Source organism: Spirulina subsalsa PCC 9445 (assembly GCF_000314005.1).
In the GTDB taxonomy this organism is placed as follows: domain Bacteria; phylum Cyanobacteriota; class Cyanobacteriia; order Cyanobacteriales; family Spirulinaceae; genus Spirulina_A; species Spirulina_A subsalsa.
In genome coordinates, this window is the sequence record NZ_JH980292.1 from 4169588 (window position 1) to 4196194 (window position 26607).

General features: G+C 48.3%; 22 protein-coding genes. 13 read left to right on the forward strand and 9 right to left on the reverse strand.

The window, feature by feature from the left end; genetic code table 11:
• Nucleotides 1-27: 27 nt before the first annotated feature.
• Nucleotides 28-1734, forward strand: a complete 1707-nt coding sequence (locus SPI9445_RS0119070) for an ABC-ATPase domain-containing protein (RefSeq protein WP_017306378.1) — start codon at nt 28-30, stop codon at nt 1732-1734.
• Nucleotides 1735-1816: 82 nt separating this feature from the next.
• Here the strand turns inward: SPI9445_RS0119070 and SPI9445_RS0119075 are convergent, their stop codons facing one another.
• Nucleotides 1817-3199, reverse strand: a complete 1383-nt coding sequence (locus tag SPI9445_RS0119075; protein WP_017306379.1) for a serine/threonine protein kinase — start codon at nt 3197-3199, stop codon at nt 1817-1819.
• A gap of 584 nt (nt 3200-3783) precedes the next feature.
• On the opposite strand from SPI9445_RS0119075, the gene lysS reads away from it, so the two are divergent.
• The 3 genes from lysS (at nt 3784) to groL (ending at nt 7877) form a co-directional block, all read left to right on the forward strand.
• The gene (lysS, locus tag SPI9445_RS0119080) at nt 3784-5532 is read left to right on the forward strand and encodes a lysine--tRNA ligase (RefSeq protein WP_017306380.1); all 1749 of its coding nucleotides are present in this window, start codon (nt 3784-3786) and stop codon (nt 5530-5532) included.
• Between the two features lie 325 nt (nt 5533-5857).
• Nucleotides 5858-6172 (forward strand): co-chaperone GroES, encoded by a 315-nt coding sequence (groES, locus tag SPI9445_RS0119085; RefSeq protein ID WP_026079937.1) that lies wholly within the window; start codon nt 5858-5860, stop codon nt 6170-6172.
• Between the two features lie 79 nt (nt 6173-6251).
• Nucleotides 6252-7877 carry a chaperonin GroEL gene (gene groL / locus SPI9445_RS0119090; RefSeq protein ID WP_017306382.1) on the forward strand — a complete coding sequence of 542 codons (1626 nt, stop codon included), beginning with the start codon at nt 6252-6254 and terminating at the stop codon, nt 7875-7877.
• A 217-nt stretch (nt 7878-8094) separates the two neighbouring features.
• Here groL and SPI9445_RS0119100 read toward each other — a convergent pair whose 3' ends face one another.
• The 4 genes from SPI9445_RS0119100 to hemW form a co-directional block, all read right to left on the reverse strand.
• The gene (locus tag SPI9445_RS0119100) at nt 8095-9540 is read right to left on the reverse strand and encodes a RecQ family ATP-dependent DNA helicase (protein WP_017306384.1); all 1446 of its coding nucleotides are present in this window, start codon (nt 9538-9540) and stop codon (nt 8095-8097) included.
• Between the two features lie 17 nt (nt 9541-9557).
• Nucleotides 9558-10400 carry a Uma2 family endonuclease gene (locus SPI9445_RS0119105; protein WP_017306385.1) on the reverse strand — a complete coding sequence of 281 codons (843 nt, stop codon included), beginning with the start codon at nt 10398-10400 and terminating at the stop codon, nt 9558-9560.
• Between the two features lie 115 nt (nt 10401-10515).
• Nucleotides 10516-11202: a helix-turn-helix transcriptional regulator gene (locus tag SPI9445_RS0119110; protein WP_017306386.1), complete on the reverse strand. Its 687-nt coding sequence runs from the start codon at nt 11200-11202 to the stop codon at nt 10516-10518.
• A 31-nt stretch (nt 11203-11233) separates the two neighbouring features.
• Entirely contained in the window at nt 11234-12400 is a 1167-nt protein-coding gene (gene hemW / locus SPI9445_RS0119115) for a radical SAM family heme chaperone HemW (RefSeq protein ID WP_017306387.1), read from the reverse strand.
• A gap of 126 nt (nt 12401-12526) precedes the next feature.
• Between hemW and SPI9445_RS0119120 the strand changes: the two genes are divergently transcribed.
• The 3 genes from SPI9445_RS0119120 to nusB all read left to right on the forward strand — a co-directional run bounded on the left by SPI9445_RS0119120 (nt 12527) and on the right by nusB (nt 15237).
• Nucleotides 12527-13606: a PIN/TRAM domain-containing protein gene (locus SPI9445_RS0119120; RefSeq protein ID WP_017306388.1), complete on the forward strand. Its 1080-nt coding sequence runs from the start codon at nt 12527-12529 to the stop codon at nt 13604-13606.
• A 192-nt stretch (nt 13607-13798) separates the two neighbouring features.
• A complete protein-coding gene (locus SPI9445_RS0119125) occupies nt 13799-14572 on the forward strand; it encodes a DUF502 domain-containing protein (protein WP_017306389.1) in 774 nt (257 codons plus the stop codon).
• A 26-nt stretch (nt 14573-14598) separates the two neighbouring features.
• Nucleotides 14599-15237 (forward strand): transcription antitermination factor NusB, encoded by a 639-nt coding sequence (nusB, locus tag SPI9445_RS0119130; RefSeq protein WP_017306390.1) that lies wholly within the window; start codon nt 14599-14601, stop codon nt 15235-15237.
• 111 nt (nt 15238-15348) lie between these two features.
• On the opposite strand, the gene SPI9445_RS0119135 is transcribed toward nusB, so the two are convergent.
• The gene (locus SPI9445_RS0119135; RefSeq protein ID WP_017306391.1) at nt 15349-16110 is read right to left on the reverse strand and encodes a TIGR04283 family arsenosugar biosynthesis glycosyltransferase; all 762 of its coding nucleotides are present in this window, start codon (nt 16108-16110) and stop codon (nt 15349-15351) included.
• Between the two features lie 115 nt (nt 16111-16225).
• Here SPI9445_RS0119135 and SPI9445_RS0119140 point away from each other — a divergent pair, with 115 nt between their 5' ends.
• From SPI9445_RS0119140 to SPI9445_RS31725, 3 genes are read left to right on the forward strand one after another with little or no spacing between them, the layout of a single operon-like run.
• Nucleotides 16226-18298, forward strand: coding sequence for an O-linked N-acetylglucosamine transferase, SPINDLY family protein (locus SPI9445_RS0119140; protein WP_017306392.1), 2073 nt, complete (start codon nt 16226-16228; stop codon nt 18296-18298).
• A 56-nt stretch (nt 18299-18354) separates the two neighbouring features.
• Nucleotides 18355-19161, forward strand: coding sequence for a biotin--[acetyl-CoA-carboxylase] ligase (locus SPI9445_RS0119145; RefSeq protein ID WP_202803732.1), 807 nt, complete (start codon nt 18355-18357; stop codon nt 19159-19161).
• Between the two features lie 24 nt (nt 19162-19185).
• Nucleotides 19186-21036, forward strand: coding sequence for a M23 family metallopeptidase (locus tag SPI9445_RS31725; RefSeq protein WP_017306394.1), 1851 nt, complete (start codon nt 19186-19188; stop codon nt 21034-21036).
• A 155-nt stretch (nt 21037-21191) separates the two neighbouring features.
• On the opposite strand, the gene ribE is transcribed toward SPI9445_RS31725, so the two are convergent.
• From ribE to hpsJ-B, 3 genes are all read right to left on the reverse strand, one after another.
• Nucleotides 21192-21887 (reverse strand): riboflavin synthase, encoded by a 696-nt coding sequence (gene ribE / locus SPI9445_RS0119155; protein WP_017306395.1) that lies wholly within the window; start codon nt 21885-21887, stop codon nt 21192-21194.
• Between the two features lie 231 nt (nt 21888-22118).
• A complete protein-coding gene (locus SPI9445_RS0119160) occupies nt 22119-22994 on the reverse strand; it encodes a glycosyltransferase family 2 protein (RefSeq protein WP_017306396.1) in 876 nt (291 codons plus the stop codon).
• Nucleotides 22995-23088: 94 nt separating this feature from the next.
• Nucleotides 23089-23859 (reverse strand): hormogonium polysaccharide biosynthesis protein HpsJ, encoded by a 771-nt coding sequence (gene hpsJ-B, locus SPI9445_RS0119165; protein ID WP_017306397.1) that lies wholly within the window; start codon nt 23857-23859, stop codon nt 23089-23091.
• 331 nt (nt 23860-24190) lie between these two features.
• Here hpsJ-B and pgl point away from each other — a divergent pair, with 331 nt between their 5' ends.
• From pgl to SPI9445_RS0119180, 3 genes are all read left to right on the forward strand, one after another.
• A complete protein-coding gene (gene pgl / locus SPI9445_RS0119170) occupies nt 24191-24937 on the forward strand; it encodes a 6-phosphogluconolactonase (protein WP_033375125.1) in 747 nt (248 codons plus the stop codon).
• A gap of 6 nt (nt 24938-24943) precedes the next feature.
• Complete coding sequence (locus SPI9445_RS0119175) at nt 24944-25615, forward strand: FHA domain-containing protein (protein WP_017306399.1); 672 nt, start codon at nt 24944-24946, stop codon at nt 25613-25615.
• Nucleotides 25616-25859: 244 nt separating this feature from the next.
• Nucleotides 25860-26489, forward strand: a complete 630-nt coding sequence (locus SPI9445_RS0119180) for a CBS domain-containing protein (RefSeq protein ID WP_164674559.1) — start codon at nt 25860-25862, stop codon at nt 26487-26489.
• Nucleotides 26490-26607: the final 118 nt, after the last annotated feature.

Genomic DNA, 26607 nt, shown 5'->3' on the forward strand with positions numbered 1-26607 from the left:
TGAAGTGTTGTTTTGACTAAACCCTCTATGACCACTGCTTCTACTCTTCGCACCTTGCTTTTAAATTTAGATGGGGCAAGTTATAAGGCGTATAAGGACATCAAGGGCAGCTATTCCTTTGGTGATTTTAGTTTGATGGTTGACTATGTACAGGGGGATCCCTTTGCGTCTCCGAGTGAGTTAAGGGTGCAGGTCCCGATGGCGATCGCACAATTCCCCCAAGCGTTGTTTAATTCCTACAGTCGAGAAGTCGCCCTGAGAGACTATTTAACGCGCCGTTTCGGGGCAGTGGCGAAGGAGTTAAGTAGTCGTCGGGGGACGGGGAAAAGTGGCTTGATTGCGGCCACATCGGTGGGTCAGGAGGTGTTAGAACGAACGGCGGCCTGGATTGATGAGGAGGGGGTAGAATTGCGGTTTGTGGTGGGATTACCTGCCCAAGGCCGACGGATTTTAGGACGACAGGCGGCGGAGTTACTCTGTGAAGATGTGCCGGAGTTGGTGGGGCGATCGCTAAAATATGCCAGTCTCAAGAGTGAGGTCATCCGTCATCATGTAGAAGTCGCTGAGGATGCGGATTTTATCCGTCAGTGTTTAGTGGAACAGCGCTTAGTGGCTTTTGTGGCCAATGGGTCAATTTTACCCCGGCGGAGTGGCGTAGATGACCGTCCCCTGAAGGAGCAGGCGATTCCTTTTCAATCTCCCCCCAGTTTACAAGTGAGTTTTGATTGTCCCAATGGCGGCACAGTAACGGGGATGGGGATTCCCGAAGGGATTACTTTAATTGTAGGGGGGGGCTATCATGGCAAGTCTACCCTACTGCGGGCGATTGAGTTGGGGGTTTATAATCATATTCCCCAAGATGGGCGAGAATTTGTGATTACAGACCCTCGGGCGGTGAAAATTCGGGCTGAAGATGGCCGCAGTATTGCTGGGGTGGATATTTCCCCTTTTATTAATCAATTGCCCCAAGGGCGTTCGACTCGTCAATTTTCGACTCCTAATGCCAGTGGTAGCACGTCCCAAGCGGCGAATATTATCGAGGCCTTGGAAGTGGGGGCGAAGGTGTTACTGGTGGATGAAGATACAGCCGCTACCAATTTTATGATCCGCGATCGCCGAATGCAGCAGTTAATCCAAAAGGACAAGGAACCAATTACCCCCTTTATTGACAAAATCCAACAACTTTATCAGGAATATCGGGTGTCTACGGTGTTGGTTATGGGCGGCAGTGGGGACTATTTTGATGTGGCCGATACGGTGATTGCTCTGGATAATTTTGCCCCCAGTGATGTCACTGAAGCAGCCAAAGTGATCGCCCAGGACTACGCCACCCACCGTCAAGGGGAAGGAGGGGCGAGTTTTGGTCAGATTACCCCCCGGATTCCCCTAGCGTCCAGTATTGACCCCAGCAAGGGCAAACGGGCGGTTAAAGTGAAGGTGCGAGATGTGGATGAGGTAGCTTTTGGGGAGGAGGAAATTGATCTGGCGGCCGTGTCCCAAATTGTGGAAACGGGTCAATTGCGTGCGATCGCCAAAGCCCTAGTTTATGCGAAAGAACGCTATATGAATCAAAAGCGCACCCTAGCCGAAATTATGGAGCAGGTGATGACCGATTTAGACCAAGAGGGCTTAGATATTGTCTCCCCCTATCCCCAAGGCAATTTAAGCGAATTTCGCCCCTTTGAATTAGCGGCCGCGCTCAATCGTTTGCGGACGTTGGAAGTGAAAAGTTAGCCGCCAGATGGTTCAATGTTTCAATTTGTAGAAAAAGCGCCCAAGACCTTGGAGTTTTTTTGTGCTAGGGTTGTGGGCGAATTTACCGGCACTTTTTCTGTTCTTCTAAAAACTGGTTAATCTGTTGAACGACCCATTCATTTTCTTCGTCTTCAAACAATTTACCGAATTTTGTCACTTGTCCCTTTTCCCAAAGAGCGCAGGTCCTTGTTTCTCCCCCTTTGGAGTTAGTATGGACATCAACTTCTACCTTGTCCAGATTGGCGGTCTTCCCGTGTAATGACTTGAGAACAAAATTAGCAAACCGCCATTCTACCCAAAACTCTTGGGAATTGATGAGGATTTCAATACTCCCCCAAAAGGCGAATAAAAGACCCAAACAGAAACAAACAGTCCAAGCCAATAAACTATAGACAATAGCTTGCCCAATATTCTGCTCGTCTAGAAAAGCGATTAAGGGAAGAATAACTCCGCCTAAGATTCCAGCAATTAGAATGGGTAAACTTTCTCCATTCAAACCCACAGGAGGACAAAGAATTTCTAAAGAATCGGCGGTTTTTTTAACTTGAATCTGACTCCATGAAGGAGGAGGACTAACGGTCACGGATTGAGCGATTTTCGCCTCTTGTTGTAGGATGATTCGCGCATCTGTGGCACTTTTAAAACGGTCTTCTCGCGCTGGTTCAAGGAGGGTTTCTAACCAGTGGGTAAGGTGGGGGGAAAGGTTGGTGTAGGGGCGAAAATTAAGTTTAAACCCCTTGTGGGGTAAATTGTCCGGCGATCGCCCCGTAATCAAGAAAACCAACGTAGCTCCTAAGCTGTAAAGGTCTGAGGTGGGATAACTTTTGCCCTGATATTGTTCTGGGGGTATATAACCTAATGTCCCGACAAAGGTCTTAACGACACTATCTGCCTCACGATACACTGTTTGCACAGCCCCAAAATCAATCAGGGATACTTTCCCAGAACGATCTAAAATAAGATTCTCGGGTTTGATGTCTCGGTGCAAAATAGGGGGGTGGAAACTATGCAAATATTCGAGGATTTTCAGGGCTTCTTGGGCAATCCATTTAATGGCTTTTTCTGAAGGGCGCCAGCCTTGTTCAACCCACTGGGCTAAAGATTTACCCTTGACTCGTTCCTGCACGAGGTAAAAAAGGCGATCGCCTGCTGTGTCCTGTTGGAAATAATCTAAGTAGCAGGGAATCCCCGGATGCTCTAACTGCGCCAGAGTCTGAACCTCCCGTTCCCACAGTTCTAGTCCCTTCCAGTCCCCCATCTGCTTCAAGGATACTACCTTAATGGCAACCTGTTGCCGTGAGGGATCTTGTTCTAGTCTCGGTGCTAGTTTCTTCGCCAGATAAGTCTGACCAAAACTCCCCCGTCCCAGTAATGCTAACACTTCATAACGACACCCGGTTTCAGGATTGAGAATACAATCCCCTGCTTGATAGAAGGTTTTCATAGTTCAGAAGGACTCATCAAAAAGAGTCAAAACACGCTAAAAAAAGTACCGGAACTCTTTCCAATCGATGTCCTTCGCGCCCTCGTTATACCCCTCTCCTACAACCCAATACCCGACTTAAAGAGTTACTAGAAAACGGTTCTAGGGTTGACTGGTTTAGTTAAGTTTTGTTAAGAAAAAGGAGATTGGCTACAACTCGCCCAGCTTGGAAAATATTATAAACAAAATTCTATACTTTTTTGAATTAGTTGTCAAGTCCCGCTACAAACTTTTTTCACAGCATTAATAACCATCGCGAGAAATAGGGAATTAAACACCTAAGATTACCAACAATTTTGGGCAAACATTTGTTATAATAAGAACAGTTCAAAGCGGGGACGTTTAAACTGAACGAAGACAGCCATAGCCATCCTCTTTAAGTTGTAAAATTTCGGGGAATTTAACCCACATCCTAGGAAAAATTCATAAATTCCCTCTACGACAACCTATTTAGGGTTGCTATATATTTTTCCTCTAATCCCAAGGAAATAAGTCCCTTTTTTGTTGCTATTCACTTGACAAAACCCTTTGATTGAAAAAATTCCATGTCTGCCAAACCATCTTCCCAACCCGCTCAAAACGCTACAGCCCCCAGTGTAACCCCTAACACCTCAACCTTAGAAGAAATCCGCGCCACACGCTTAGAAAAAGTTGAACAACTCAAACAAGAGGGATTAAACCCCTACGCTTATCGTTGGGAGTCCACCCATCAAGCGGCACAACTACAAGCCAGCTATAGTGATCTCGGCAATGGGGAAGAGGTTGAGGAAAAAGTTTCGATCGCCGGACGAATTTTAGCCCGTCGGGTGTTTGGCAAACTCGCCTTTTTCACCCTGCAAGATGAAAGCGGCGTGATTCAACTCTACCTTGATAAAAAGCGCATTGATAGCCAGATGCCCGATCTTCCCCAGGCCTTCAACCTACTGAAAAAACTCACCGACGTAGGGGATATTATCGGCGTAACAGGAACCATTAAACGCACAGAAAAAGGGGAACTTTCCATTTATGTGCAGGACTACACCATGTTAACTAAATCCCTGTTGCCCTTACCCGATAAATGGCATGGTTTAACCGACACAGAAAAACGCTATCGTCAGCGTTATGTAGACCTCATTGTTAACCCCGATGTGCGAGAAACCTTCCGTCGTCGGGCGAAAATTACCGCCGCCATTCGTCGCTACTTAGACCAACGAGATTTCATTGAAATTGAAACCCCCGTTTTACAGAGTGAAGCCGGAGGAGCAGAAGCACGTCCCTTTATTACCTACCACAATACCCTGCAAATGGACTTGTATCTGCGTATTGCCACAGAACTCCATTTAAAACGTCTCATTGTGGGAGGCTTTGAAAAAGTCTTTGAACTGGGGCGAATTTTCCGCAATGAAGGAGTTTCCACCAAACATAATCCCGAATTTACCTCCATTGAAATTTATCAAGCCTATGCCGATTATCACGACATGATGGCTTTAACTGAAAACTTAATTACCTATGCCGCCCAAGAGGTTTTAGGAACATTAACCCTGAACTACCAAGGGGAAACCATTGATTTAACTCCCCCTTGGCGACGAGTCACCATGCAGGAAATTGTCCAAGAGGTGACAGGTTTAGATTTTAATACCTTGAGTGATTTTGCCAGTGCCAAAACAGCCGCACAACAGGCCGGAATTGAAGTTCCTGATGATTGTCAAACCCTGGGTAAATTATTGAATGAAGCCTTCGAGCAGAAAGTAGAAGCGACGTTGATTCAGCCTACCTTTATTCTCGATTATCCCAAAGAAATTTCCCCCTTAACCAAGCCCCATCGCTCTAAAGCGGGGTTAGTTGAACGGTTTGAATTGTTCATTGTGGGACGAGAAACCGCCAATAGTTTTTCCGAATTAACAGATCCCATTGATCAACGGGAACGTTTAGAATTACAAGCGGCGAAAAAAGCGGCGGGAGACTTAGAAGCGCAGGGGGTAGATGAGGACTTTTTAGCCGCGTTAGAGTATGGAATGCCCCCAACCGGAGGTTTAGGAATTGGTATTGATCGGTTGGTCATGTTATTAACCGATGCTCCCAGCATTCGGGATGTGATTGCCTTCCCCTTGTTAAAAACCACCAGTGCGGCCGTGAAGGGATTTGATTATGATGAGGAAAAAAAAATCCTGCAAATCGAGTTTAATAATGGCAGTGTCTACAAATACAATGATGTGCCGGAAACCGTCTATCAAGAGATGAAAACTACTCCTTCGGTAGGGCAGTTTTTTAATAGTCACATTCGAGAAGTTTATGGATTTGATCGGGTGAAATAAAGGAAGGTTTTTAGATTAGGGAACAGGGAACAGGGAACAGGGAATAAGGAATAGGGAATAGGGAATAGGGAATAGGGGTAATAAGGAATAGGGGTAATAAGTCTTAATTCCCCCTCTCTCCCCTGCTCCCCTGCTCCCCGACTCCCGACTCCCGACTCCCAACTCCCAACTCCCAACTCCCCCCTTGGAGTTCGGGAAACCGTACACCTTGAGGAGTTGCTATTAGACACCGACTTTCGCTAGATTAGCACTCGGAAGGTGAGAGTGCTAAATTCACTGCCGGATGGCGCTCAATCCTGACAACTCAAACATTTGGAGGTTTTGCATGGCAGCACTAACAATTAACGTCTCTACTGTTAATCCTTTGGGCGATCGCGTTTTCGTGAAAATCAGCCCCAGCGAAGAGAAAACCGCAGGTGGCATTTTACTGCCCGACACCGCAAAAGAAAAACCCCAAGTGGGTGAAGTGGTTGCAGTAGGCCCCGGAAAAGTAGACAACAACGGCAACCGCACCGCCCTAGAAGTGAAAGTCGGAGATAAAGTTCTGTACTCCAAATATGCAGGCACCGACATCAAACTAGGTGGCGACGACTATGTTCTGCTCTCCGAAAAAGACATTCTCGCTTCCATCTCTGAATAGATTGGATTGACCGTTAAATCCCGTCGTTCATCGAATCATTCAATATCGATTCCTTAAGTAATCTAGAAGACACCGAACTATGGCTAAGACAATCATTTACAACGATGAAGCGCGCCGTGCATTAGAACGAGGCATCGACCTACTGGCTGAAGCCGTTGCCGTTACCCTAGGACCCAAAGGCCGTAATGTTGTCCTAGAAAAGAAATTTGGCGCACCCCAAATCGTAAACGATGGGGTCACCATTGCTAAAGAAATCGAACTGGAAGATCACATCGAGAATACTGGCGTTTCCTTGATTCGTCAAGCCGCTTCTAAAACCAATGATGTCGCTGGGGATGGAACCACCACCGCAACGGTTTTAGCCCATGCAATGGTTAAAGAAGGATTACGCAACGTGGCCGCTGGTGCAAACCCCATCGCCATTAAACGCGGGGTTGATAAGGCCGTTGAATATTTAGTGGGTAAAATTGCCGAACACGCGAAACCCGTTGAAGATTCCAAAGCGATCGCCCAAGTCGGTTCTATTTCCGCCGGGAATGATGAAGAAGTGGGTCAAATGATCGCCAGTGCTATGGATAAAGTCGGTAAAGAGGGCGTGATTTCCCTCGAAGAAGGCAAATCCATGACCACTGAACTGGAAATCACCGAAGGGATGCGCTTTGACAAAGGCTACATTTCCCCCTACTTCGTCACCGATACCGAACGGATGGAAGCGGTGTTAGATGAACCCTACATCTTAATCACCGACAAAAAAATCACCCTCGTTCAAGACTTAGTTCCCGTCCTTGAACAAGTAGCGCGTTCTGGTCGTCCTTTGGTGATTATCGCCGAAGATATCGAAAAAGAAGCCTTAGCTACCTTAGTGGTGAACCGTCTGCGCGGTGTTCTGAACGTTGCGGCCGTTAAAGCGCCCGGATTTGGCGATCGCCGCAAACAAATGTTAGAAGATATCGCCGTTCTCACAGGTGGTCAAGTCATCACTGAAGACGCTGGCCTGAAACTGGAAAACACCAAGCTGGAAATGCTCGGTGGCGCTCGTCGCATGACCTTGACCAAAGACAACACCACCATTGTAGCCGAAGGCAACGAAGCCGCCGTTAAAGCCCGTTGTGAGCAAATTCGCCGTCAAGTTGACGAAACCGAATCCTCCTACGACAAAGAAAAATTACAGGAACGTCTCGCTAAACTGAGCGGTGGTGTTGCTGTGGTCAAAGTGGGTGCCGCCACTGAAACCGAAATGAAGGACAAAAAACTGCGCTTAGAAGATGCCATCAACGCCACTAAAGCGGCCGTTGAAGAGGGTATCGTCCCCGGTGGTGGTACAACCTTAGCGCACCTCGCCCCCGGTTTAGAAACCTGGGCAAACGACAGCCTACAAAATGAAGAGTTAACGGGTGCGTTAATTGTAGCTCGTGCTTTAACTGCTCCTCTGAAACGCATTGCAGAAAACGCCGGACAAAACGGCGCTGTGATTGCCGAACGAGTGAAAGAAAAAGACTTTAACGTAGGCTACAATGCCGCTAACGGCGAGTTTACCGATATGTTAGCCGCAGGTATTGTTGACCCCGCTAAAGTGACCCGCAGCGCTCTGCAAAATGCCGCTTCTATTGCCGGGATGGTTCTAACCACAGAATGTATTGTGGTGGACAAACCGGAAAAAGAAAAAGCTTCCGCAGGCCCCGGCGGTGGTGACTTCGATTACTAGGGTTTAAAGGGGGGTTTTCCCCCCATAAAAAAACGGCCTCCTCCTTTTGAGGGGGTCGTTTTTTGTTGCACTCTTCCCAACCCTTCCCGTAGGTTGGGTGGAGCGACAGCGCACCCCAACATTCCCCCCTAAAATTAGAGTCCAAACGGTTGGGTTACACTTCGTTTCACCCAACCTACAAATGGGTACAAATGGTAATTTTTGCCCTATTTCAGGTTCATTTTGCACTCAAACAATTATCACAATGACCACAACGAAAGGCTGTATCGGGCTGAAAACCAAAAGCTGCCATGAGAAACTGCCAACGACATTGGGAGGTGCGGAAATAACCACGCAGTTCTTGATAATATTCCTGCTGCTGTTGATAACTCCGATCTAACGCCTGTTGCACATTGCCCGGTTTCACTTGGAAATGAAAAGGATCTAACCAGACCAGTAACTTGGCACTATGGAGCAAGGATAAGGCCATTGCTCCCCCTTTTAAGCCGTCTAGCTGGGTTAAATCCCCTTCTGGGGGCAGTTTCTGCATAACCTGCTGGGCTTGGCGGTATTGTTGGCGGAGGTTGTTGTGAAAAAAGCGATCGCGCTGTTGATCTTCTGGATTTAACCATCCCGTGCGATCACTCACCAAGGTTAAAGTATAACTCATCTTCCCATCTCGTCCCCCCCGTCCCACTTCCTGCAAGTATTCCGTCAACAATAAAGGAGGGCTAAAGTGTACCACCCAGCGCACATCGGGTTTATTAATCCCCATGCCAAAAGCGGAAGTACAGACGACAATAGGGACTTTCCCCCCTAACCACTGCTGCTCAATCTCCCGTCGCTCTTGCGCCCCATAGCCCCCATGATAGGATAGGGTTGGATAACCTTGGGCTGTGAACCACTGGCTGAGGGTTTCGCTGTCCTGACGAGAACGCACATAGACTAAACCGCTACTGTTTCCCTGTTGTTGGACAAACTTTAACATTCGCTGTTTTCGGCCGCGGGGAGTCCAGACATTCTGCACTTGTAGGGACAAATTGCCACGATAGGGACTTTGAGTAAATAAACGAGGTTGGCGCAGTTGTAACACCTGACAAATGGTGTTTTTCCCTTGGGGATTGGCTGTTGCGGTAAAGGCTGCAATGGGGATCGCGGTTCCGGGGGGTTTATGGTTTAATAAAGCAGGGCGCACGGTGCCTAAACGGCGATAGGCTGGACGAAAGGTTTCTCCCCACTGAACTAAACAATGGGCTTCATCTAAAATTAGCCCGTTAATTCGGATGTGAGGTTGGATTAAACGTTCCCAAAGGGCAGGACTCAAGAGGGTTTCTGGGGAGAGGTATAACAGCCGTAGGGTTTGCCGTTCCAGTTGGTGCAGGGTGCGCTTTTTGAGCCATTTCGGGGTTTCGCTGTGGTAGGAGGCGGCCGGGAGTTGGCGATCGCGTAATTCCTGCACTTGATTTTCCATTAAAGCCACCAAGGGCGAAATCACAAGGGTTAAGCCCTGTTGCAACAGTGCCGGAAGTTGAAAACACAAGGATTTCCCGCCCCCCGTAGGCAAGAGAATCAAGGCATCTTGTCCCGTTAACAAACAGTCGATAATATCCCGTTGGAGTGGTCTAAAGTCAGAATACCCCCAAGTTTTTTGTAATTGGGTTTGTAGGGTTTGCCAGATGTCCACAGATTAGAGAATTTGGGTCAGTCAGTGAATCTATTTTGCACTTGTTCGAGGGGTAAACTCAAGGCTTGGGCAATTTGTTCAGCATTTAAGCCAAATTGTTGTAACTGGGCGATCGCATTTAAACGGGCTTGTTCACTCTCTTGGGCGCGCTGTTCGGCTTCTTGAGTCCGTTGTCGTTCCTGTTCGGCCTCTTCCCTCCCAGTTAACAACAAATTCCCGTCCCTATCCCACCACCTTAACCAACGTTGAGCTTGATTTTGATAGTTACCTTGCCAAACGCCTAACTCTACCCCCAAGGGATTAATCGGATAATGACCGCGTTCATTAGGGGGAAGCGGTTCATAAAATCCGTTAACCAGATGATACATTTCGAGGGTTCCTGTCACGACTAAAAAGATTCCATAGTAGGGAATGCGCAGGATGTTTTCATACACCCAAAACTTACCCGGTCGAGTGCGGGGATTGCTTTGTACCAAAGGAGTGCGATCGCGCTCAACCGATCCATCTCCACTAGCAAATTCTAAGGCAATCAGGGGAGTGATAAATTCTCGCCACAGGACATAGGAACGGCGAATCTGACCATTGAGTAAGGGGGGGACATTCGGCACATAAAACCAGTCTGGTGCTTCGGCTCCCTGTTCAGGAGGATCAGTTTCTCGCCAATAGATACCGCAATCCTGACCAATCGCATAGTATCCATCGGGATGGCGTTGTTGGAGAATTGGGGTGAGGGAGTCGGTGAGGATGATACTTTGGGGATGTTCTTGAAAGTTTTTCACAAAGGTTCCGTCAGACTCTGGCAGTTGGGTATGATCCGGGAAAGCAGGAGGCAGATCAATTTTAGAGATCCCTTGAGTCATAATGATGTCAGCGTTCTTTTGTTCTATAGTTTAGCGCAAGCTGAGGGCTGGGGAAGAGGCAAGAGACAAGAAGCAAAAAGCAAAAGTTTTGAATGCACTATTCCCTATCTCTAACCTAACCAATGCCCAAAATATAATCAAAATTCCCTCGTCCTACGGTACTTTCTAAGGTCTTAATCACCTGACGAGGATTATCATAGGGGCCATTAATATAGAGGGGTTTTCCTTCACAACCGAATTGTAATTTTAACGCCCCATCCCATTCTCCCAAATGCTTTTGAGTCTCCGCAAACTCCCCCGGAGGAGAAAACCCTAACCGTTGCGCATACTCGACCGACCCATAAACAATTCCTTGGGCTTCACTCAGGCTAATTTCTCGGTAGCCATCGGGAAAAGAAGCGTAGGAATGAGCCACAAAATAATCATAACGACTTTTATCTAATTTGCGGACTTCCATTGTATCTTTCACCCCTAAACAGAAGTAATCCACCAAGTAACTACAGACTAAAAACTTATCATAGCCATTGAAGCGTGTCACCAAAACCAGAGCCAAACTACTTAAAATTTCGTCATCCTTTAACGTGGCATCTAATAAATGTTTCGCGCAATTTTCATTAACCAAACAACTCGAAACCGGAGGTAAATCTCCCTCATGGACAACCCTTAACACCTGATAGCCACCATTAGAGCGGATCACACCGCGAACTTGTGAAATCCGCACCCCCAAAAAACTGGCGATTTCTCGGGGGGTGTAATTCTGCTCATGGAGTTCTAAAATTTCTTGTTCAATGTCAGACAGCATTACCTACTAAGTTTTTAAGTAATAATGGGTCTTAAGAAAATAAATTAAACAAATCAGACAAGATGGTATTAGAAAACAAAAAACCATCGGGATCGGTGAGTTGTAACTGTGTAGAATGAGGGGAATAAATAACCCAGCCTTGTTGAATATAGGGTTCTACACCCGTCAGAATTTTCTGGGTAATATCTGGGCTAAAGTGGGCTAGGTTTACCCCTTCGCTGAGTCTTAATCCTAACATGAGGGTTTCTAGAAGGCGATCGCACTCAGAAATCACATCCCCCTCAGTTCCCCCCCTGCCCAGACTTAAGCCCTCCACCCAATCATAATACTCCCGACGGGTGCGCGGCCGGGTCAATCGTCGGCCCTCCACATAACTGGCCGCCCCCATGCCAAAGCCAAAATAAGAGCGATTCTCCCAGTACACTCGATTATGGCGGCATTGCCAACCCTTTTGGGCATAATTTGAGATTTCGTAATGTTCAAATCCGGCTGAAGTCAGCCAATCTCGCGCCCTGCGGTACATTTGGGCGGTCATTTCATCACTGGGGAGGGGCTTTTGTCCCGCTTCATACTGCTTACCAAAGGCCGTTACGGGTTCTAATACTAAGTCATAACAGGAAAGATGAGTCGGTTTTAAAGCAATGGCCTGCTTGAGGGATTCTTCCCACTGGGTCAAGGTTTGTCCGGGTAAACCGGAGATTAAATCTAAACTAAAATTAACGATTCCCCCTTGTCTTAAGTCCTCTACCGCCCGGAAAATATCCTCGCAGCAGTGCGATCGCCCGGCCTTGTGTAATAATTCATCTTGAAACGCCTGCACCCCCAAACTAAAGCGATTCACCCCCAGCGCCTGATACCCCTGCACCTGTTCTAAAGTAAACGTATCGGGATCAATTTCCAGAGAAATTTCCGCCCCCTCCCTGATGCCAAACTGTGCCGCCAAAGCCTCCAGAATTTGCCCCACCTGAGAGGGAGCCAAAAGGGAAGGAGTCCCCCCACCCAAAAAGATGGTTTCTAAGGGGGCTGTGGGCTGCGTGAGGGCAATTTCTCGCCCCAAAACCTCGATATACTCCACAATAGAGCCAGAAGCCTCTCCTCGGATGCGATCGCCCAAAACCGAAATCGGGAAATCACAATAAAAACAACGGCGACGACAAAAGGGAATATGAACATAAGCCGCAGTAACCCTTTCCCCCACTATCTCCCCCTCCTGAACAACATCAACTCTTAACCCACAACGTATAATGAAAATAACCAACCCATTCAAATCGTCCTTGACCCGGTAAACCCCATTATCCCAGACCCATTCTATTCAACTCCTATCATGCTTGATGCCGTTATTATTGCCCTCTTTGTGATTGCTGCCGCCGGGGTTGGCTTCGGTGCAGTAGACCTCCTCCCCCCCGACGTTCTCGTTCAAGTCACCAACCTAGAAGCCGTCCGCCTGATTGCCAGTGCCTTCGCCGCCATCATCGGGTTAGCCTTGGGTTTAACCGCCCAAACCACCTATCGCCGCCTAGAAGCCCGCGTCCGCAAACTCTCCATTGAAATCATCCTCACCCGCGCCGTCGGTTGGATTCTGGGCTTGTTGTTAGCCAACCTCATGTTAGCCCCCATTTTCCTCCTCCCCATCCCCCATGAATTCGCCTTTGTGAAACCCATGATGGCCGTCTTAGCCAGTGTCATGTTCTCCTTCTTTGGGGTGAGTTTAGCCGACACCCACGGCCGCACCTTCCTCCGTCTCATCAACCCGAACAGCATTGAAAGTATGTTAGTGGCAGAAGGCACCCTTAAACCCGCCACCACCAAGATTTTAGACACCAGTTGCATTATTGATGGGCGAGTAGAAGAATTACTCGATACAGGATTTATCGAAGGACAAATTTTAGTCCCTCAATTTGTCCTACAAGAATTACAACTGCTGGCCGATGCCGCCAACGACCAAAAACGGAGTCGAGGCCGACGGGGATTAGATATCCTCAACCGGATGCAAAACGCCTACCCGGAACGCTTAGTCATTAATCCCGAGGAATACGAAGAAATTAATACAGTCGATGCAAAATTAGTCCGTTTTGCCCAAGAAATTAACGGAATTTTGCTCACCAATGACTACAACTTAAGCAAAGTGGCTAACTTGCAACGGGTTCCGGTGTTAAATATTAACGACCTCGCCCAAGCCATTCGTCCTATTTACTTACCCGGCGACACTTTAGAATTAAAAATCCTCAAACTCGGCAAAGAACCCCAACAAGGAGTAGGTTATCTCGAAGATGGCACAATGGTTGTCGTAGAAGAAGGCAATACCCACGTCGGCGAAGAAATCCGCGTGATGGTGACTTCTGCCCTACAAACCTCCGCCGGACGCATGATTTTCGCCAAACCTCAAGCCTCCGTCATGGCTTGATAAGCCTGTATTCCCCTCCCCTGCTCCCCTGCTCCCCCGCCCCCGTCCAAGGCGGGGGACAGTTATTTAGCGGATCAATATCTCCTGCAAAGTTGGATGAAAGGTCTAGTCTTGCTAGACTGAAGAGAAACAACGGTAATCAATCCTGAGCGATCAAACAGATTAGAGCAGCAAAAGGAGAGTGGGTATTCTGTGTTCCAACGATTAAAGCAAGACTTAAAGAATGACCTTATTGCAGGCCTTCTAGTGGTCATTCCCCTAGCCACCACCATCTGGTTAACCATTACTATCGCTCGTTGGGTGGTGAGTTTTCTCACGGAAATTCCCAAACAACTCAACCCCTTTCAAGGTCTTCATCCCCTACTGGCCAGCAGTTTAAACCTTGTGGTTGGACTAGCGGTGCCCTTGGGCTGTATCTTGCTGATTGGGTTGATGGCTCGTAATATTGCTGGGCGTTGGTTACTGGACTTTGGAGAACGGATTTTACAAGCCATTCCCCTAGCGGGTTCAGTCTACAAAACCCTGCAACAAATCCTAGAAACCCTGTTTCGAGACTCTAAGAGTAAATTCCGCCGCGTGGTGATGGTGGAATATCCTCGTCAAGGGGTGTGGAGTATTGGTTTCGTCACCGGAACCGTCAGCAATGCTCTACAATCCCATCTCTCGCAACCCATGTTAAGTATTTTCATCCCCACCACCCCTAACCCCACTTCGGGATGGTATGCCATTGTCCCGGAAACCGATGTGATTAACTTAGCTATTTCTATTGAAGACGCTTTTAAAGTGCTAATTTCTGGCGGCATAGTTAGTCCCAATGTGCCTCCTCTGGCATCCAATTCTATCCCCCTGTCTCTGGAAAAATCTCAGAAATCCCGCGAGAAAGTTCCGGTTGAAGCCAGTCGCCCTGACCTGAACGAAGAGTCCCGAAAAGTGTTAACCTTAGAAACTCTGGAAAACGAGAATTAAGCTCAATCAAACCCTCTTTACGAACAATGCCTGTCCGCCAACAACCGCGACGAATTGCCCGGGAACTCGCTCTGTTAGGGTTAAGCCAAGTCAGTGGCAACCCAGAAAAACTCACTCAACAACGGTTGAATGATTTGGTGTTAGCTGCGATTCGCACTCTGACGGCGGAAGTGCGGGAGGTTTTGGAAACAGCCGCCGCCGAAGCTAAACGAGGGAGCGATCGCCTTTTAACCAGCCAAACTCGGGCAGTGGATGTCAATAGTGCTAAAGCTATGGTTGAGGAAGCCCTAGAACTCACTCAAACCGCTATCAATCGTCTCGGTTATGTGGTGGACTTACCCGAAGTGATTCACCTCGCCAATCAGCAGGAAGTGCGGGAATACGCCATTGAATTAATCGGCACCGTCAAGCGTCGTCAAGCGGAGATTGATCAAATGCTCAACAACTCTCTTGTCGATTGGCAAGTGAACCGCTTACCCCAAGTGGATCAACAAATTTTAGAAATTGCAGTGGCTGAAATTCTCTATTTGGAAGTACCGGATCGCATTGCCATTAACGAGGCGGTGGAAATTGCCAAGCGCTATTCTGACGAAGAAGGGGCAAGGTTTATTAATGGAGCCTTACGACGGGTGATTAATAAGAAAATCGGGAAAATTGAGAATTGATCATTAGGGCTTGCTGAATAACTCTACTCGTGGGGGTAGGGAACAGGGAACGGGGAACAGGGAACAGGGAATAGGGGGAGCAGGGGAGAATTGATAATTATTCCCTATCACCTATTCTCTATTCCCGACTCCCGACTCCCGACTCCCGACTCCCGATTCCCGACTCCCGACTCCCGACTCCCGATTCCCCCGATACCAACGGGCTAAACGGTGAGGAGATACCCCCAGAAAATAGCCCATGATTACCCCTTGATTAATCCAAGTGGTTTTGAGAATGCCTAATTTTTCCCAACGACGGGCGGAGGTTATGACTGGGGTAGGGATAATGTGGATAGTACCCCGCTTTCTCAGTTGACGCACTAATGCAAAATCCTCCATAATGGGCAAGGGGGGAAACCCTCCCAACTCGTGAAACGTCGAGGCCTTAATGAAAATAGCCTGATCTCCATAGGGTAAAGAACACCAGCGCGATCGCACTTTAACCAATTTTTCCACCCAACGCAATAACGGATCCTCCCCATCAATCCCTAAATCAAACGCCCCCGCAATAACTGGGGGGTGCAGTACCCCCTCAATTAAGCTCTGATATTGCTCTGGAAGGCGCGTGTCGGCGTGGAGAAACAGCAAAACCTCTCCCGAGGCATAAGCCGCCCCTGTATTCATTTGAGCGGCCTTTCCGGGGGGAGAAGAGAGAACCGTCACTCCTTCCCCTTGGGCTAGGGAAACGGTTTCATCCTCACTCCCCCCATCGACTACAATAATTTCTGGGGGGTTATAGGGATCTCCTTGGGAAGTCAGGATTTTGAGGGTTTGGGTGATGGTGAGCGCTTCATTAAAAACGGGAATAATAATAGAAATTTTCGACTTTTTCATGGTCTATCCTGCTTTGAATACAGACAAAAGATAACCGAATATTGAATCCTAAACCCTAGAAATTTTCCCATTATTCCTAGTTTTGAGTTACGGATCAATCATCTCAATTAATACCATGTCACCTGTCAGCGTAATTAATCTTTTAACAGCTTTAGACTGGACTCAAGATGAAACCACTCTAAACACAGAATTACAAGCAATAATTCGGGTTCTTTCCTCCCGTCACCATCGCTATCCTATCACCCTTTGGATTGATAGCACCCACTACACCTCAGAAGAAATTCACTTACTCCTCTCTGGGGTAGTGCTAAATCTTTTAATGAAGGAGGATCTAGAGGTTTCTCCTCATCTAGAAATTGCCCTCTTAGAATCTATTGTTGTTTCAGAACATCCAGACCTCATTGATAAAATTCAGCTATGTATACAAGGTTCTGGTTCTGACTACCATCCCCTATTTTTTCAACATCCTACCCTAACCTTAACGGCACTAGAAACCATTCCCACGGAGGAAATTTTTCTCTTGGCGGGGGATCGGTTATTTCGAGAACAAAAATGGCAGGGAGCTAGTGAACAATATCAACAGTATTTAAAGGATAACATTGGCTCAGAAACCCTCTACTGGAACTTAGCGGAATGTTATAGATGTTTGGACAAGCTTGACTCTTTAATTGCTACTATTGAGCGGGGAGTAACCGATTATCCAGAAGCGGGACATCTCTATTTTTTACTCATTAGTGATCTGCGCAGAAGGGGTAAGGTTGAACAAGCCCTGCCTTGGGTACAAAACGCCATTGACAAGCTACCCCATGATTACACATTTCGACTATTAAAGCATTTAATTGTCCCCGCTCTTTATCATACTACCCAAGAGATTGACTTCTACCGAGAACGCTTTAGCCAAGGGCTAGATACTTTGCTGGAACAGACCCAACTTGATAGGCCAGAAGAGCGCAAAATTGCCTTAAAAGGGATTTGTTCACTGACTAATTTTTATTTGAGTTTTCAGGGCAAAAATGATCGGGATTTACAGATCAAATATGGTCAGTTAGTCCAGAAAATTGTTCAGGCTAACTTTCCCCAGTGGAGTCACCCTTTAACCAGGCCTCCTCTGGCAGCCGGAGAGAAAATTAGGGTCGGCTATGCTTCGGCTTATTTACATTCCTATAGCGGCACATTATGGCTTATGGGTTGGCTCAAACAACAGGATCGTTCTCGCTTTGAAGTTTACTGTTACTATACCAGTAATACTCCTGACGAAGTAACGGAAAAATTTAAACAATATAGTGATTATTTTTATCAAATTCCGAACGACTTAGAAGCCGTTTGTCAACAGATTAGACAAGATAATTTACATATTCTGGTGTTTCCAGAATTAGGGATGGATGCCCCGACTTTTACTATGGCAGGTTTGCGACTAGCTCCGGTACAATGTACGGCGTGGGGACATCCTGTAACTACAGGTTTACCGACGGTGGATTACTTTTTATCGAGTGAGTTAATGGAAGGGGAAGGGGCGGAAGAACATTATTCTGAACAGTTAGTGCGCTTACCTAATATTGGGGTCGCTTACCCAAAACCGACTGTTCCCCCGCTCATGAAAAAGCGGGCAGATTATCAACTTTCCGAGAAACGAACCCTTTATTTATGTTGTCAGGCTCCGGTGAAATATTTACCCCAATATGATTATATTTTGCCTGCTATTGCGGCACAAGTTCCTGATGCTCAGTTTTTGTTTTTGCGGGGAACGTTATTAAAACCGCGCTTAAAAGCGGCTTTTGCAGAGATGGGGTTAGATTACCGAGAATATTGTGTATTTCGCACGATTCCTGAGCGGTTAGATTATCTGATGATTAATTTACTCTCGGATGTGTATTTAGACACCTTAAGCTGGTCAGGAGGTAATACCAGTTTAGAGGCCATTGCTTGTCATTTACCTGTGGTGACTTGTCCGGGGGAATTTATGCGAGGTCGTCATACGGATAGTTTCTTAAAAATGATCGGGGTCGAGGAAACGATTGCCCAAGATGAGGCAGAATATATTGAAATTGCGGTCAAATTGGGGCAGAATGAGCGGTGGCGGGAACAGGTGCGGGCTAAAATGGGGGACTGTTGCGATCGCCTTTATGAAGATCCCCAATGTGTCCGAGGTCTTGAAACCTTTTATCAGCGAGTGGTTCAGTCCCCCTGAGTTCGGTGTTTTTTCTGCTCTCCCCCGGATGTCCTGAAAACGGATCCTTAACCATTGTGCTGAATCCAGATTTAATCCGGCAAGAACTCCAAACCCTCTCTGGGTCTTTTCCCCTCCCCCAGATAGCGATTCATCCCTTTGACTGCCTCCCGTCAACTAATGATCAAGTGTGGGAATTGCTGAGTGCAGGGGAATCGGTTCCGGTAATGGCGATCGCACAACAACAAACGGCCGGACGCGGACAATGGGGGCGACAGTGGCAATCCTCCCCCGGTGGCCTCTATCTCTCCTTGGGATTAACCATCACCCCAGAACAGCTTTCCCCCCTCCTCACCTTTGCCAGCGCTTGGGGCATTGCCACCACCCTACAACAGGTAGAAATTCCCGTCCGCTTGAAATGGCCCAATGATTTAATCCTCCAAGGATACAAACTAGGGGGAATTAAACTAGAAACCCGCAGTTCTTGCCCTCATATAGTGGTTGGAGTAGGCATCAACTGGCAAAATCAGCCCCCCTTCCCCGGTATTTCTCTAGAGACATTTTTTCAACGGCAAGGAAAACGTTATATTAGTCATTTGGAACAACTAGCCGCCTTGACCACCTCTGGGATTTTAAAAGGCTATGACTTCTATGCTCATCAAGGGTGCGCTCCCCTCCTTCAAGCTTATGAAGCTTTACTGATTCATTTAAACCAAGAAGTAAAGATAAACGGGAGTCCTGGAACCATCCTAGGCGTGAACAAGCAAGGAGAACTACGCATCCGTTTAAAATCCCCCGGAGCCAGCAGTGAAATCCGTTGCCCACTCGGTACAATCAGTTTGGGCTACGATCTGCCCAATGTAAACCCGTCCGAATTGCCTTGAATGTCTTGTGTTGTGAGGAGAATCATGAACCCCAATCGTAAATCCGCCTTCAATCCCTATCAATTCCTCTTGCGTCATTCCCTCTTCACCCGGGGTGCGGGTGTTCTGGGAGGGTTAACCCTCCTCAGCAGTGGCTTTGTGGCAGCACAAACCGATACCTTTGTAGATGCTATCCCCGTATCTCCCCCTTCAGCCCCTGCCCAATCCGCCCCCAATATTCCCAAACCCCAGAAAACCGCCCCAACTCCCGCCCCTCAAGTCAACAAACCCAGCCCCGCCCCGGCCCCCGTCGCCCAGCCCAAACCCGCTCCCAACCCCGCCCCCGTCGCCCGCCCCAATCCCGCTCCTAGTGCGCCTCCTGTGGTGACAAATACCCGCCCCAGTCCTGCCCCCAGTGCGCCCCCGGCCGCCCGTCCCAATCCCGCCCCTAGCGCGCCCCCAGTGGTGAATAACACCCGTCCCAATCCCGCTCCTAGTGCGCCCCCAGTGGTGAATAACACCCGCCCCAGTCCCCGCCCGAGCGCCAGTTCCCAACCCCCGGAAACCCCCGTCGTGGAGATTCCCAGTAATCTAATCGACAGTCCCAGTCAACTCCGTTTACCCAATGGTCAAAACCCCACCATGCAGGCCGGAGGGGAAACCAATACCCTAGTTGATACTGCCAGCTATGGCGCGCCCCAACCTCGCGCCCAACAGCGTCCTAACGTCGTCCTGAGTGAACGGGGGACTGGGTGCAGTACCGTTGTTCGGAATGGACAGTTAACCAGTGCGCGCTGTGGGGCAGCACCGGAACGCAACACCCAAACCGCCAGTGGGGGCAACACCAGCGCCCCCCGTCAACAGGTGGTGATTCCTCGTTCCCTGAGTCGGGATCTGCCCCCGTCTGCCCGTGAAGCGGCGGCTATTGCTTCCACAAGGGCGATCGCACCCTCTAATCCCGTCTCCCTCTCCCAACTCCCCGATCGAGTACGTCAACAAATTAGCGCCAACCCCTCCCCCCGCAGTAGTCGGGTGCAAGTCGTTACCCCCTCCGGCATTCCCATGCCCGGCGGTCAAAACAGCCCCTATAACCGCTCCACCCTCAACTATCCCCGCGCTTACCCCAACAACGGCAACACCTCCCTCCTCTTCCCCCTCTCCATCCCCGCCCGCATCGGTTCCGCCTTCGGGTGGCGAATCCATCCCATTCATGGCACTTGGCGACTCCATGCCGGAACCGACATCCCAGCCCCCCAAGGAACCCCCGTCCTTGCCGCCTATCATGGAGAAGTCGCCCTAGCCGGGAACGCCGGAGGTTATGGTTTAATGGTCATCCTACGCCACGAACAAGGCAGCCAAGAATCCCGTTATGCTCACCTCTCCCAAATCTTTGTCAGTCCCGGACAATGGATTGAGCAAGGGGAAGTGATTGGCCTAGTCGGTAGCACTGGACAATCCACCGGCCCCCACCTTCACTTTGAATGGCGGCACCTCATCGGCAATGAATGGATTCCCGTGGATGCCGGCCCCCATCTGGAATATGCAATGGCGCAAATGTTAGGGGAAATGGATACCGCTCAAACTGATCTAGACTCCCTGAATGCCAGTCTCAACTACCCCCTCTTGAATGGGGAAACTCTGGGGCAACGGGTTCTCAATAGCGGGATTATGTTCCTTGTAGACCCCCAAAATCGTCCCCCCAGCACCTCGGAGGAACTAGAGACTGATCTAGAGGACATGACAGAGAGCAATGCTATCTATGACGAGGCGATACATGGCTTACTGGTCAGTCCTTTAGATGACATGATTGACCCCATCGACACTATTGGCGATATCAACGCCTTAGATGGTCTGGCGGCTATAGATAATCGTGTTCGCTCCAGACTCCTAGACTAATTGGGTCTACTGAATAATTGGGCTAGGGAACGGGGAATAAGGGAGCAGGGGAGCAGGGGAGAGGGGGAGTTGATAATTATTAACTATTCCCGACTCCCGACTCCCGATTCCCGACTCCCGACTCCCGACTCTCAGACTTATTCAGCACACGAGCATCAATCAAGATAACCGTGTTCGCTCAAAAACTCTAGACTAATCCCTTCTGCTGCTCTCCCGTTTCTACCCTGGGGATAGCCTAATAATTTGGCTACATATTTACCTAAAATATCCCCCTCTAAATTGACCCAAGCACCCGGTTCTAAAACGGAGAGGTTGGTTTCTGCGTAAGTATGGGGAATCACAGCCGCCGTAAACCATTGTCCTTGGGGGTCACAGTCGGCAATGGTTAAACTAATCCCATTCACCGCTATACTGCCTTTAGAGACGAGATAAGGGGCAATAAAACGCTGCCACTGTTCCCCTAATTCCGCTACTGGAGCAAACTTAATCTGCCAAGCGGTTTCTTGGGGTAGGGCTTCGACTAAACACCCCACCCCATCCACATGACCTGAGACAAAATGCCCCCCCAATTTACTCCCCACCCGCAAGGCGGTTTCAATGTTCACTGGAGTCCTCTCTTGGCAGCGTTGGCCTAGGCTGGTTCGTTGTAAGGTTTCGGGGGAAGCGGTGGCGATAAAGCCTTGTCCTAAGATGGTTTCAATGGTTAAACAAATCCCATCTACCGCTACGCTATCCCCTAACTCAAAGTCTGCAACTAAGGAGGAGGAGGTCGCACCTTCTAAGGTAATGGCAAATTGATCGTTTCCATAAGGTTCTAAAATACCTTGAGCTTGAATAATTCCGGTGAACATAAATTTTTGAGTTTTCTTGATTATCTTGACTTTTTATGTTATTATTTAGATAATAGAAATCTGTAGTTAAGTTTTTAAATCAAAAATATTCCCATTATACTAAATATAATAACAAAGTCAAGGATTTTAGTCAAGAAAAACCTTCTTTTTTTGATCAAATTTTCTCTATCTACATCCCATTGTTCCAAGACTCTTTTCAAGGGACTTATTCCCCTAGCCCATTCAACAGACTTATCCCCCCTTTGGAAGGGGGGGAAAAGAGGGGGGGGAGTGAATGGGAATCTCTCGTTCAATGGGATTCTCCATTTCCCAGACTTTGAGAACGATGAGATATTCATAAAAGGCTTGGAGAACACACCAAGTAAATCCCGGCTTGCCATCCCAAATCCCACCGAGGAGGAAGTACATATACAGAAAGCGCACGAGGGGGCGAAAGGGAAGACGCACGGAGAGGTCTTTAAGGGCGCGTCGCCTTTCGACTTCTGAACGTCCCCAGAAGAGGTCTTTCCAGTTGACGGTGCCTTTTTGTCGTTGATGGATGGTTTCTTTCGCTTCGTTGGTGGAGTAACGATTATGTTTCTCTAGCCAACGGCTGAATCCTTTACCACTGGTGTAGTGGGGATAGGTTTCTTGGATGAATCCTGTGGGGCCATCACAGACTTCTCGTTCAGTATGACCGTAGTCAGTGAACCAGACTTTATCTTTTCGGAACAGACGCATCTGATACCGAGGATATTGAGTACAGTGACGAATCCAAGCGTTCATAAATAGGACTCGTTCGGCGACGTAGTAACCGATGTATTCCTGAGATTGAATGGCTTGTAGACACTCTGCAAAGAGTTGTGGGGTCATCCGTTCGTCTGCTTCGAGGAGGTAGACCCATTCATGCCGCGTGGGGACTTCCCGCAACATCCAAGTGCGCTGTTTGCCGTGGCTTTCAAAAGCGTGTTGTACGATTTGAACGGGATATTGTTGAGCAATTTCGATGGTGCGATCGCTGCTGAATGAGTCTACAACAATCACCTCGTCAGAAAGAGAGATCACCGACTCGATACATTCGGCGATCTCAATTTCTTCGTTGTAGGTCAAGATATAAACAGAGAACATTACGGACTGGAACGTTTAGGATGAAGGATACCGCCGGAAGCCAAATAACCCGGATAGAAACCTGTGTAATTAAGGGGTTAACTCAACAGGGTGATTAGCGTTTGCCTCCCATTCCCCCTCCTGCACCTACGAGGAGACTTCTAAAACCTGTCCAGCCGATCACAATGTAGCCAATGGCTAGGAGAACACTACTTAGGCCAATTCTGAGGCCAGATTTGAGGGCGTTTTGTTTGGCTTGTTGTTCGGCTTCTGCTCGACGAGTGCGCAGTTGGGTTTCGGCGCTTTCTCTCTGAGCTTGTAGGGCATCAGGGTTTTGGCGCAGTTCTTGAATTTGACTGCGAATGGTTTGTAGTTGTTCGAGTTGTTGACCTTGGACTTGTCCACTGGCGATCGCTTGATCCAATTCTTGAATCCGTTGTTCGTCTTCGAGGAGTTGAGTGATTTGCTCAAATTGACTTTGAATTTGACCCTCGGCGGCTGTTGCACTTTCGGTAATTTGGCTGAGGGCTTGGGCTTGCGCCTGACCTAGGTTGCTGATGTGGAGAGGAACTAGCAGCAAGAAGATTAAACCCATTACGCTGGCAAACAAAAACGCCCAAAATCTAAGACTGAGCAAAGAAATTTGACTGCCTTGCCCATCTACCGCGCTACTAATCCAAGAAGCAACCACTAATAAACCAATCCCGACCATGGGAACAATACCCCGATCGACAATCTGACTGGTGAACCCAATTTGCCATCCTGTATCCGTTAAATTGAGGGGATAGGCCAACAGCACATAATCAATCAGTGAAGAGACAATGAGAATGACAGCAATGGTTTTCAATGCCAAGGCTGTCAAGGAGGAAAGGGCAGAATTATTCATGAGCCTTTAAGGTAATTTTGGACAAACTCTCTATATTTTATGGTCGAATGAATCGCCAGTATTATCGAGTTACAAAGAGCAATGATGGAGCAGCAAGAGGGCTATAACACAGGAGTCCAATCCTTGACGTGCCTATCTTAACCTAACTCTCAAGGGTCAGCCCATAAGTGTAACGATTTGTTGGGTTTTTTGAAATATTTTTTTACGCACAATACAAGACTTTTGTCAAGGGCTGATTCTCTGAGGTTTGGGGAAGAAGGGAAAATGAGGATCGGAAAGTTTCAATGAGAATATACCCTAGGAAAAGCTGGATTCGATGAGGGATATTTTTATGAGAAGTAGACGAGTCAAAGTGTATCAGGATAAAGCGGCGTTGGTGAAGGGGGCGTTAGGGTTGGTGTTGGAGCAGATTAAACAGGCGATCGCACAACGGGGACAATGTAGCCTGGTGTTGGCGGGAGGTAGCACCCCTAAACCCCTTTATGAAGCCCTAGCCCAGGAGGATCTCCCCTGGGAAAAACTGCATATTTTTTGGGGGGATGAGCGCTATGTTCCCCCCACTCACCCCGATAGTAATGAGGGCATGGCGCGGCAAGCGTGGTTAGATCGGGTGAATTTTCCCGCCGCTAATATTCACCCGATGCCCACCAGTGATCAAGATCCCCAAGCCGATGCTAGCCGTCATGAACAAGAATTACGGGCATTTTTTGGGGCGGCTGAGGGAGAATTTCCGGTTTTTGACCTGATTTTGTTGGGAATGGGAGATGATGGACATACGGCTTCTTTGTTTCCGCAAACGGCCGCCTTGGAGGTGTGCGATCGCCTAATTACCGTAGGAGAAAAATCCGGTCAGCCCCGACTGACCTTTACCATTCCCCTGATTAATCAAGGGCGCTGTGTTATCTTCATGGTTGCTGGAGCCAATAAACAACCCGCACTCCAGCAAGTGTTTGCCGAAACAGCCGATCCGGTGGCTTATCCCAGTCGGTTCATTCAACCCCAAGGCGAACTCTGGTGGTTACTCGATGAAGCGGCCGGAACTGTTTTGAAGTCCTTCAATAACCTTGTCATAGAATAAACGCTTATGATTGTTTGTCCGAACTGCAATCACCAAAACCCCGAAGGGGCAACCCAATGTGAGGCCTGTTATACCCCTCTCCCCGTCACCACCAGTTGCCCCCAATGTGGGGCTACCGTACAAACCGATGCTAGTTTTTGTGGTCAGTGCGGTTTTGGTTTACAAGGCAACGGAGATCCCTTCGGTGCAACAGGTCAACCGGATTTTCCTGACTTAGAACCCACCCCAGACCTGCCCGAAGTGCCCTTTCCCTCCAGCCCCGAGGAGCCAGCTACGGAAGTCTCGGAAGCCATTGCCCCCGCTTCTACTCCTTCCTCAACGGCCACCTCTAGCACTCAACTGCAAGTAGAAAACGCCAGTCTACTCCATGTTCAAACCAACAGCGTCCTAGAACTGCCCCAGAACCTACCCATCATTCATCTGGGCAAACCCGGCGGCCCCGTTCCCCCGGATATTGACGTGTCAGGATTCCCTGACTCGGCCATTGTGTCGCGGGTTCATGCGGATATTCGAGTAGAGGGCGGTATATATTATCTGGAAGATGTGGGCAGTTCTAACGGAACCTACGTCAATCACAATCCCCTAGTGCAAGGCAACCGTCATCGTTTACGCGCAGGCGATCGCATTGCCCTCGGCAAAGAAGATAAAGTCACCTTTATTTTCCAACTGTCCTCTTGACGTTAACTCTTCTGACCCTCATCTCAATCCAGACCCCATAAATTTATTTCCCCGATCCGCCAACTCCGGCAAATTAGGGAGATATTATGAATGGTCTGTAGGCAATTTTCAGTAGGATTACAGGGTTATGAAGGGAATGTTAAGTGCAGCAAGCCAGGAAGCCCAGCCGCCCCGAAGTCGAGAGAGAGAAGATTTTGACCCAATCTCAAACGCTTTCGCGGTTAGTTGGCTTCTACCCAGTCCCATGAGCATCTTACCCAGTCTGGGAGTTTCCGGACTGTCCGCCCTAGTGGGTTTAGGGGCGAGTGGCCTGTTGTGGTACAGCATCCGGCGTTATCGGCACTGGCAGCATCTCCAACAAACGATTCAGTCCATGGTTGCCCTGGATATTATGAGTCGTCAATTTCGGGTAATTAATGCCGAATTAAGTATTCAAGAATTCGTGGATGTTTATGTGGTGAACGATCCCTTCACCACCCAGCCCTTTTTTGCCGCATCCAGAGGCCAGTATCACGGCATGATCCTAATTAAGGATCTGACCCAAATCAAGCGGGAGATGTGGGCAAATCATCAGGTCAAGGAAATCGTTCGTCCCTTTGGAGAGTTAGCCTTTGTGTCAGAACAAACCCCTGTCCTAGAGATTCTTGAGCGCTTCTTAGACTCCACCCTTGAACGCCTTACCGTCCTCTCTCAAGGGGGAGTCGTGGTGGGAATTATAAGCCGTCAGGACTTACCAGAGGCGATCGCCCAAAAAATTCACCGAAAAATCCCGGAAAAACTCCTAGGCAAACTGCTGAAAACTCATCCATTCTCCCCCCCGATCCCCCCACATCAACTAGCAAAACTAAACAAATTCCAGCCAAAGATAAGTTAAAGCTAGTTGCCTCTTGGGAATCTTGACCTATACTGATGTTTGTGACAGGTTGACATCCGTGGGACACACGGTAAACAAGCTCAAGGAGGGTAAAGTCAAAAGACTCCCGACCAACTGA

Excerpts from the sequence above, each read along its gene's own strand:
- SPI9445_RS0119135 (WP_017306391.1), bottom strand. The coding sequence starts at position 16,110 with ATGAAAAAGTCGAAAATTTCTATTATTATTCCCGTTTTTAATGAAGCG.
- pgl (WP_033375125.1), top strand. The coding sequence starts at position 24,191 with ATGAGAAGTAGACGAGTCAAAGTGTATCAGGATAAAGCGGCGTTGGTG.
- SPI9445_RS31725 (WP_017306394.1), top strand. The coding sequence starts at position 19,186 with ATGAACCCCAATCGTAAATCCGCCTTCAATCCCTATCAATTCCTCTTG.
- SPI9445_RS0119070 (WP_017306378.1), top strand. The coding sequence starts at position 28 with ATGACCACTGCTTCTACTCTTCGCACCTTGCTTTTAAATTTAGATGGG.
- SPI9445_RS0119105 (WP_017306385.1), bottom strand. The coding sequence starts at position 10,400 with ATGACTCAAGGGATCTCTAAAATTGATCTGCCTCCTGCTTTCCCGGAT.
- groL (WP_017306382.1), top strand. The coding sequence starts at position 6,252 with ATGGCTAAGACAATCATTTACAACGATGAAGCGCGCCGTGCATTAGAA.
- SPI9445_RS0119075 (WP_017306379.1), bottom strand. The coding sequence starts at position 3,199 with ATGAAAACCTTCTATCAAGCAGGGGATTGTATTCTCAATCCTGAAACC.
- SPI9445_RS0119120 (WP_017306388.1), top strand. The coding sequence starts at position 12,527 with ATGCTTGATGCCGTTATTATTGCCCTCTTTGTGATTGCTGCCGCCGGG.
- SPI9445_RS0119110 (WP_017306386.1), bottom strand. The coding sequence starts at position 11,202 with ATGCTGTCTGACATTGAACAAGAAATTTTAGAACTCCATGAGCAGAAT.
- lysS (WP_017306380.1), top strand. The coding sequence starts at position 3,784 with ATGTCTGCCAAACCATCTTCCCAACCCGCTCAAAACGCTACAGCCCCC.
- hpsJ-B (WP_017306397.1), bottom strand. The coding sequence starts at position 23,859 with ATGAATAATTCTGCCCTTTCCTCCTTGACAGCCTTGGCATTGAAAACC.
- ribE (WP_017306395.1), bottom strand. The coding sequence starts at position 21,887 with ATGTTCACCGGAATTATTCAAGCTCAAGGTATTTTAGAACCTTATGGA.
- SPI9445_RS0119175 (WP_017306399.1), top strand. The coding sequence starts at position 24,944 with ATGATTGTTTGTCCGAACTGCAATCACCAAAACCCCGAAGGGGCAACC.
- SPI9445_RS0119140 (WP_017306392.1), top strand. The coding sequence starts at position 16,226 with ATGTCACCTGTCAGCGTAATTAATCTTTTAACAGCTTTAGACTGGACT.
- nusB (WP_017306390.1), top strand. The coding sequence starts at position 14,599 with ATGCCTGTCCGCCAACAACCGCGACGAATTGCCCGGGAACTCGCTCTG.
- SPI9445_RS0119160 (WP_017306396.1), bottom strand. The coding sequence starts at position 22,994 with ATGTTCTCTGTTTATATCTTGACCTACAACGAAGAAATTGAGATCGCC.
- groES (WP_026079937.1), top strand. The coding sequence starts at position 5,858 with ATGGCAGCACTAACAATTAACGTCTCTACTGTTAATCCTTTGGGCGAT.
- SPI9445_RS0119180 (WP_164674559.1), top strand. The coding sequence starts at position 25,860 with ATGAGCATCTTACCCAGTCTGGGAGTTTCCGGACTGTCCGCCCTAGTG.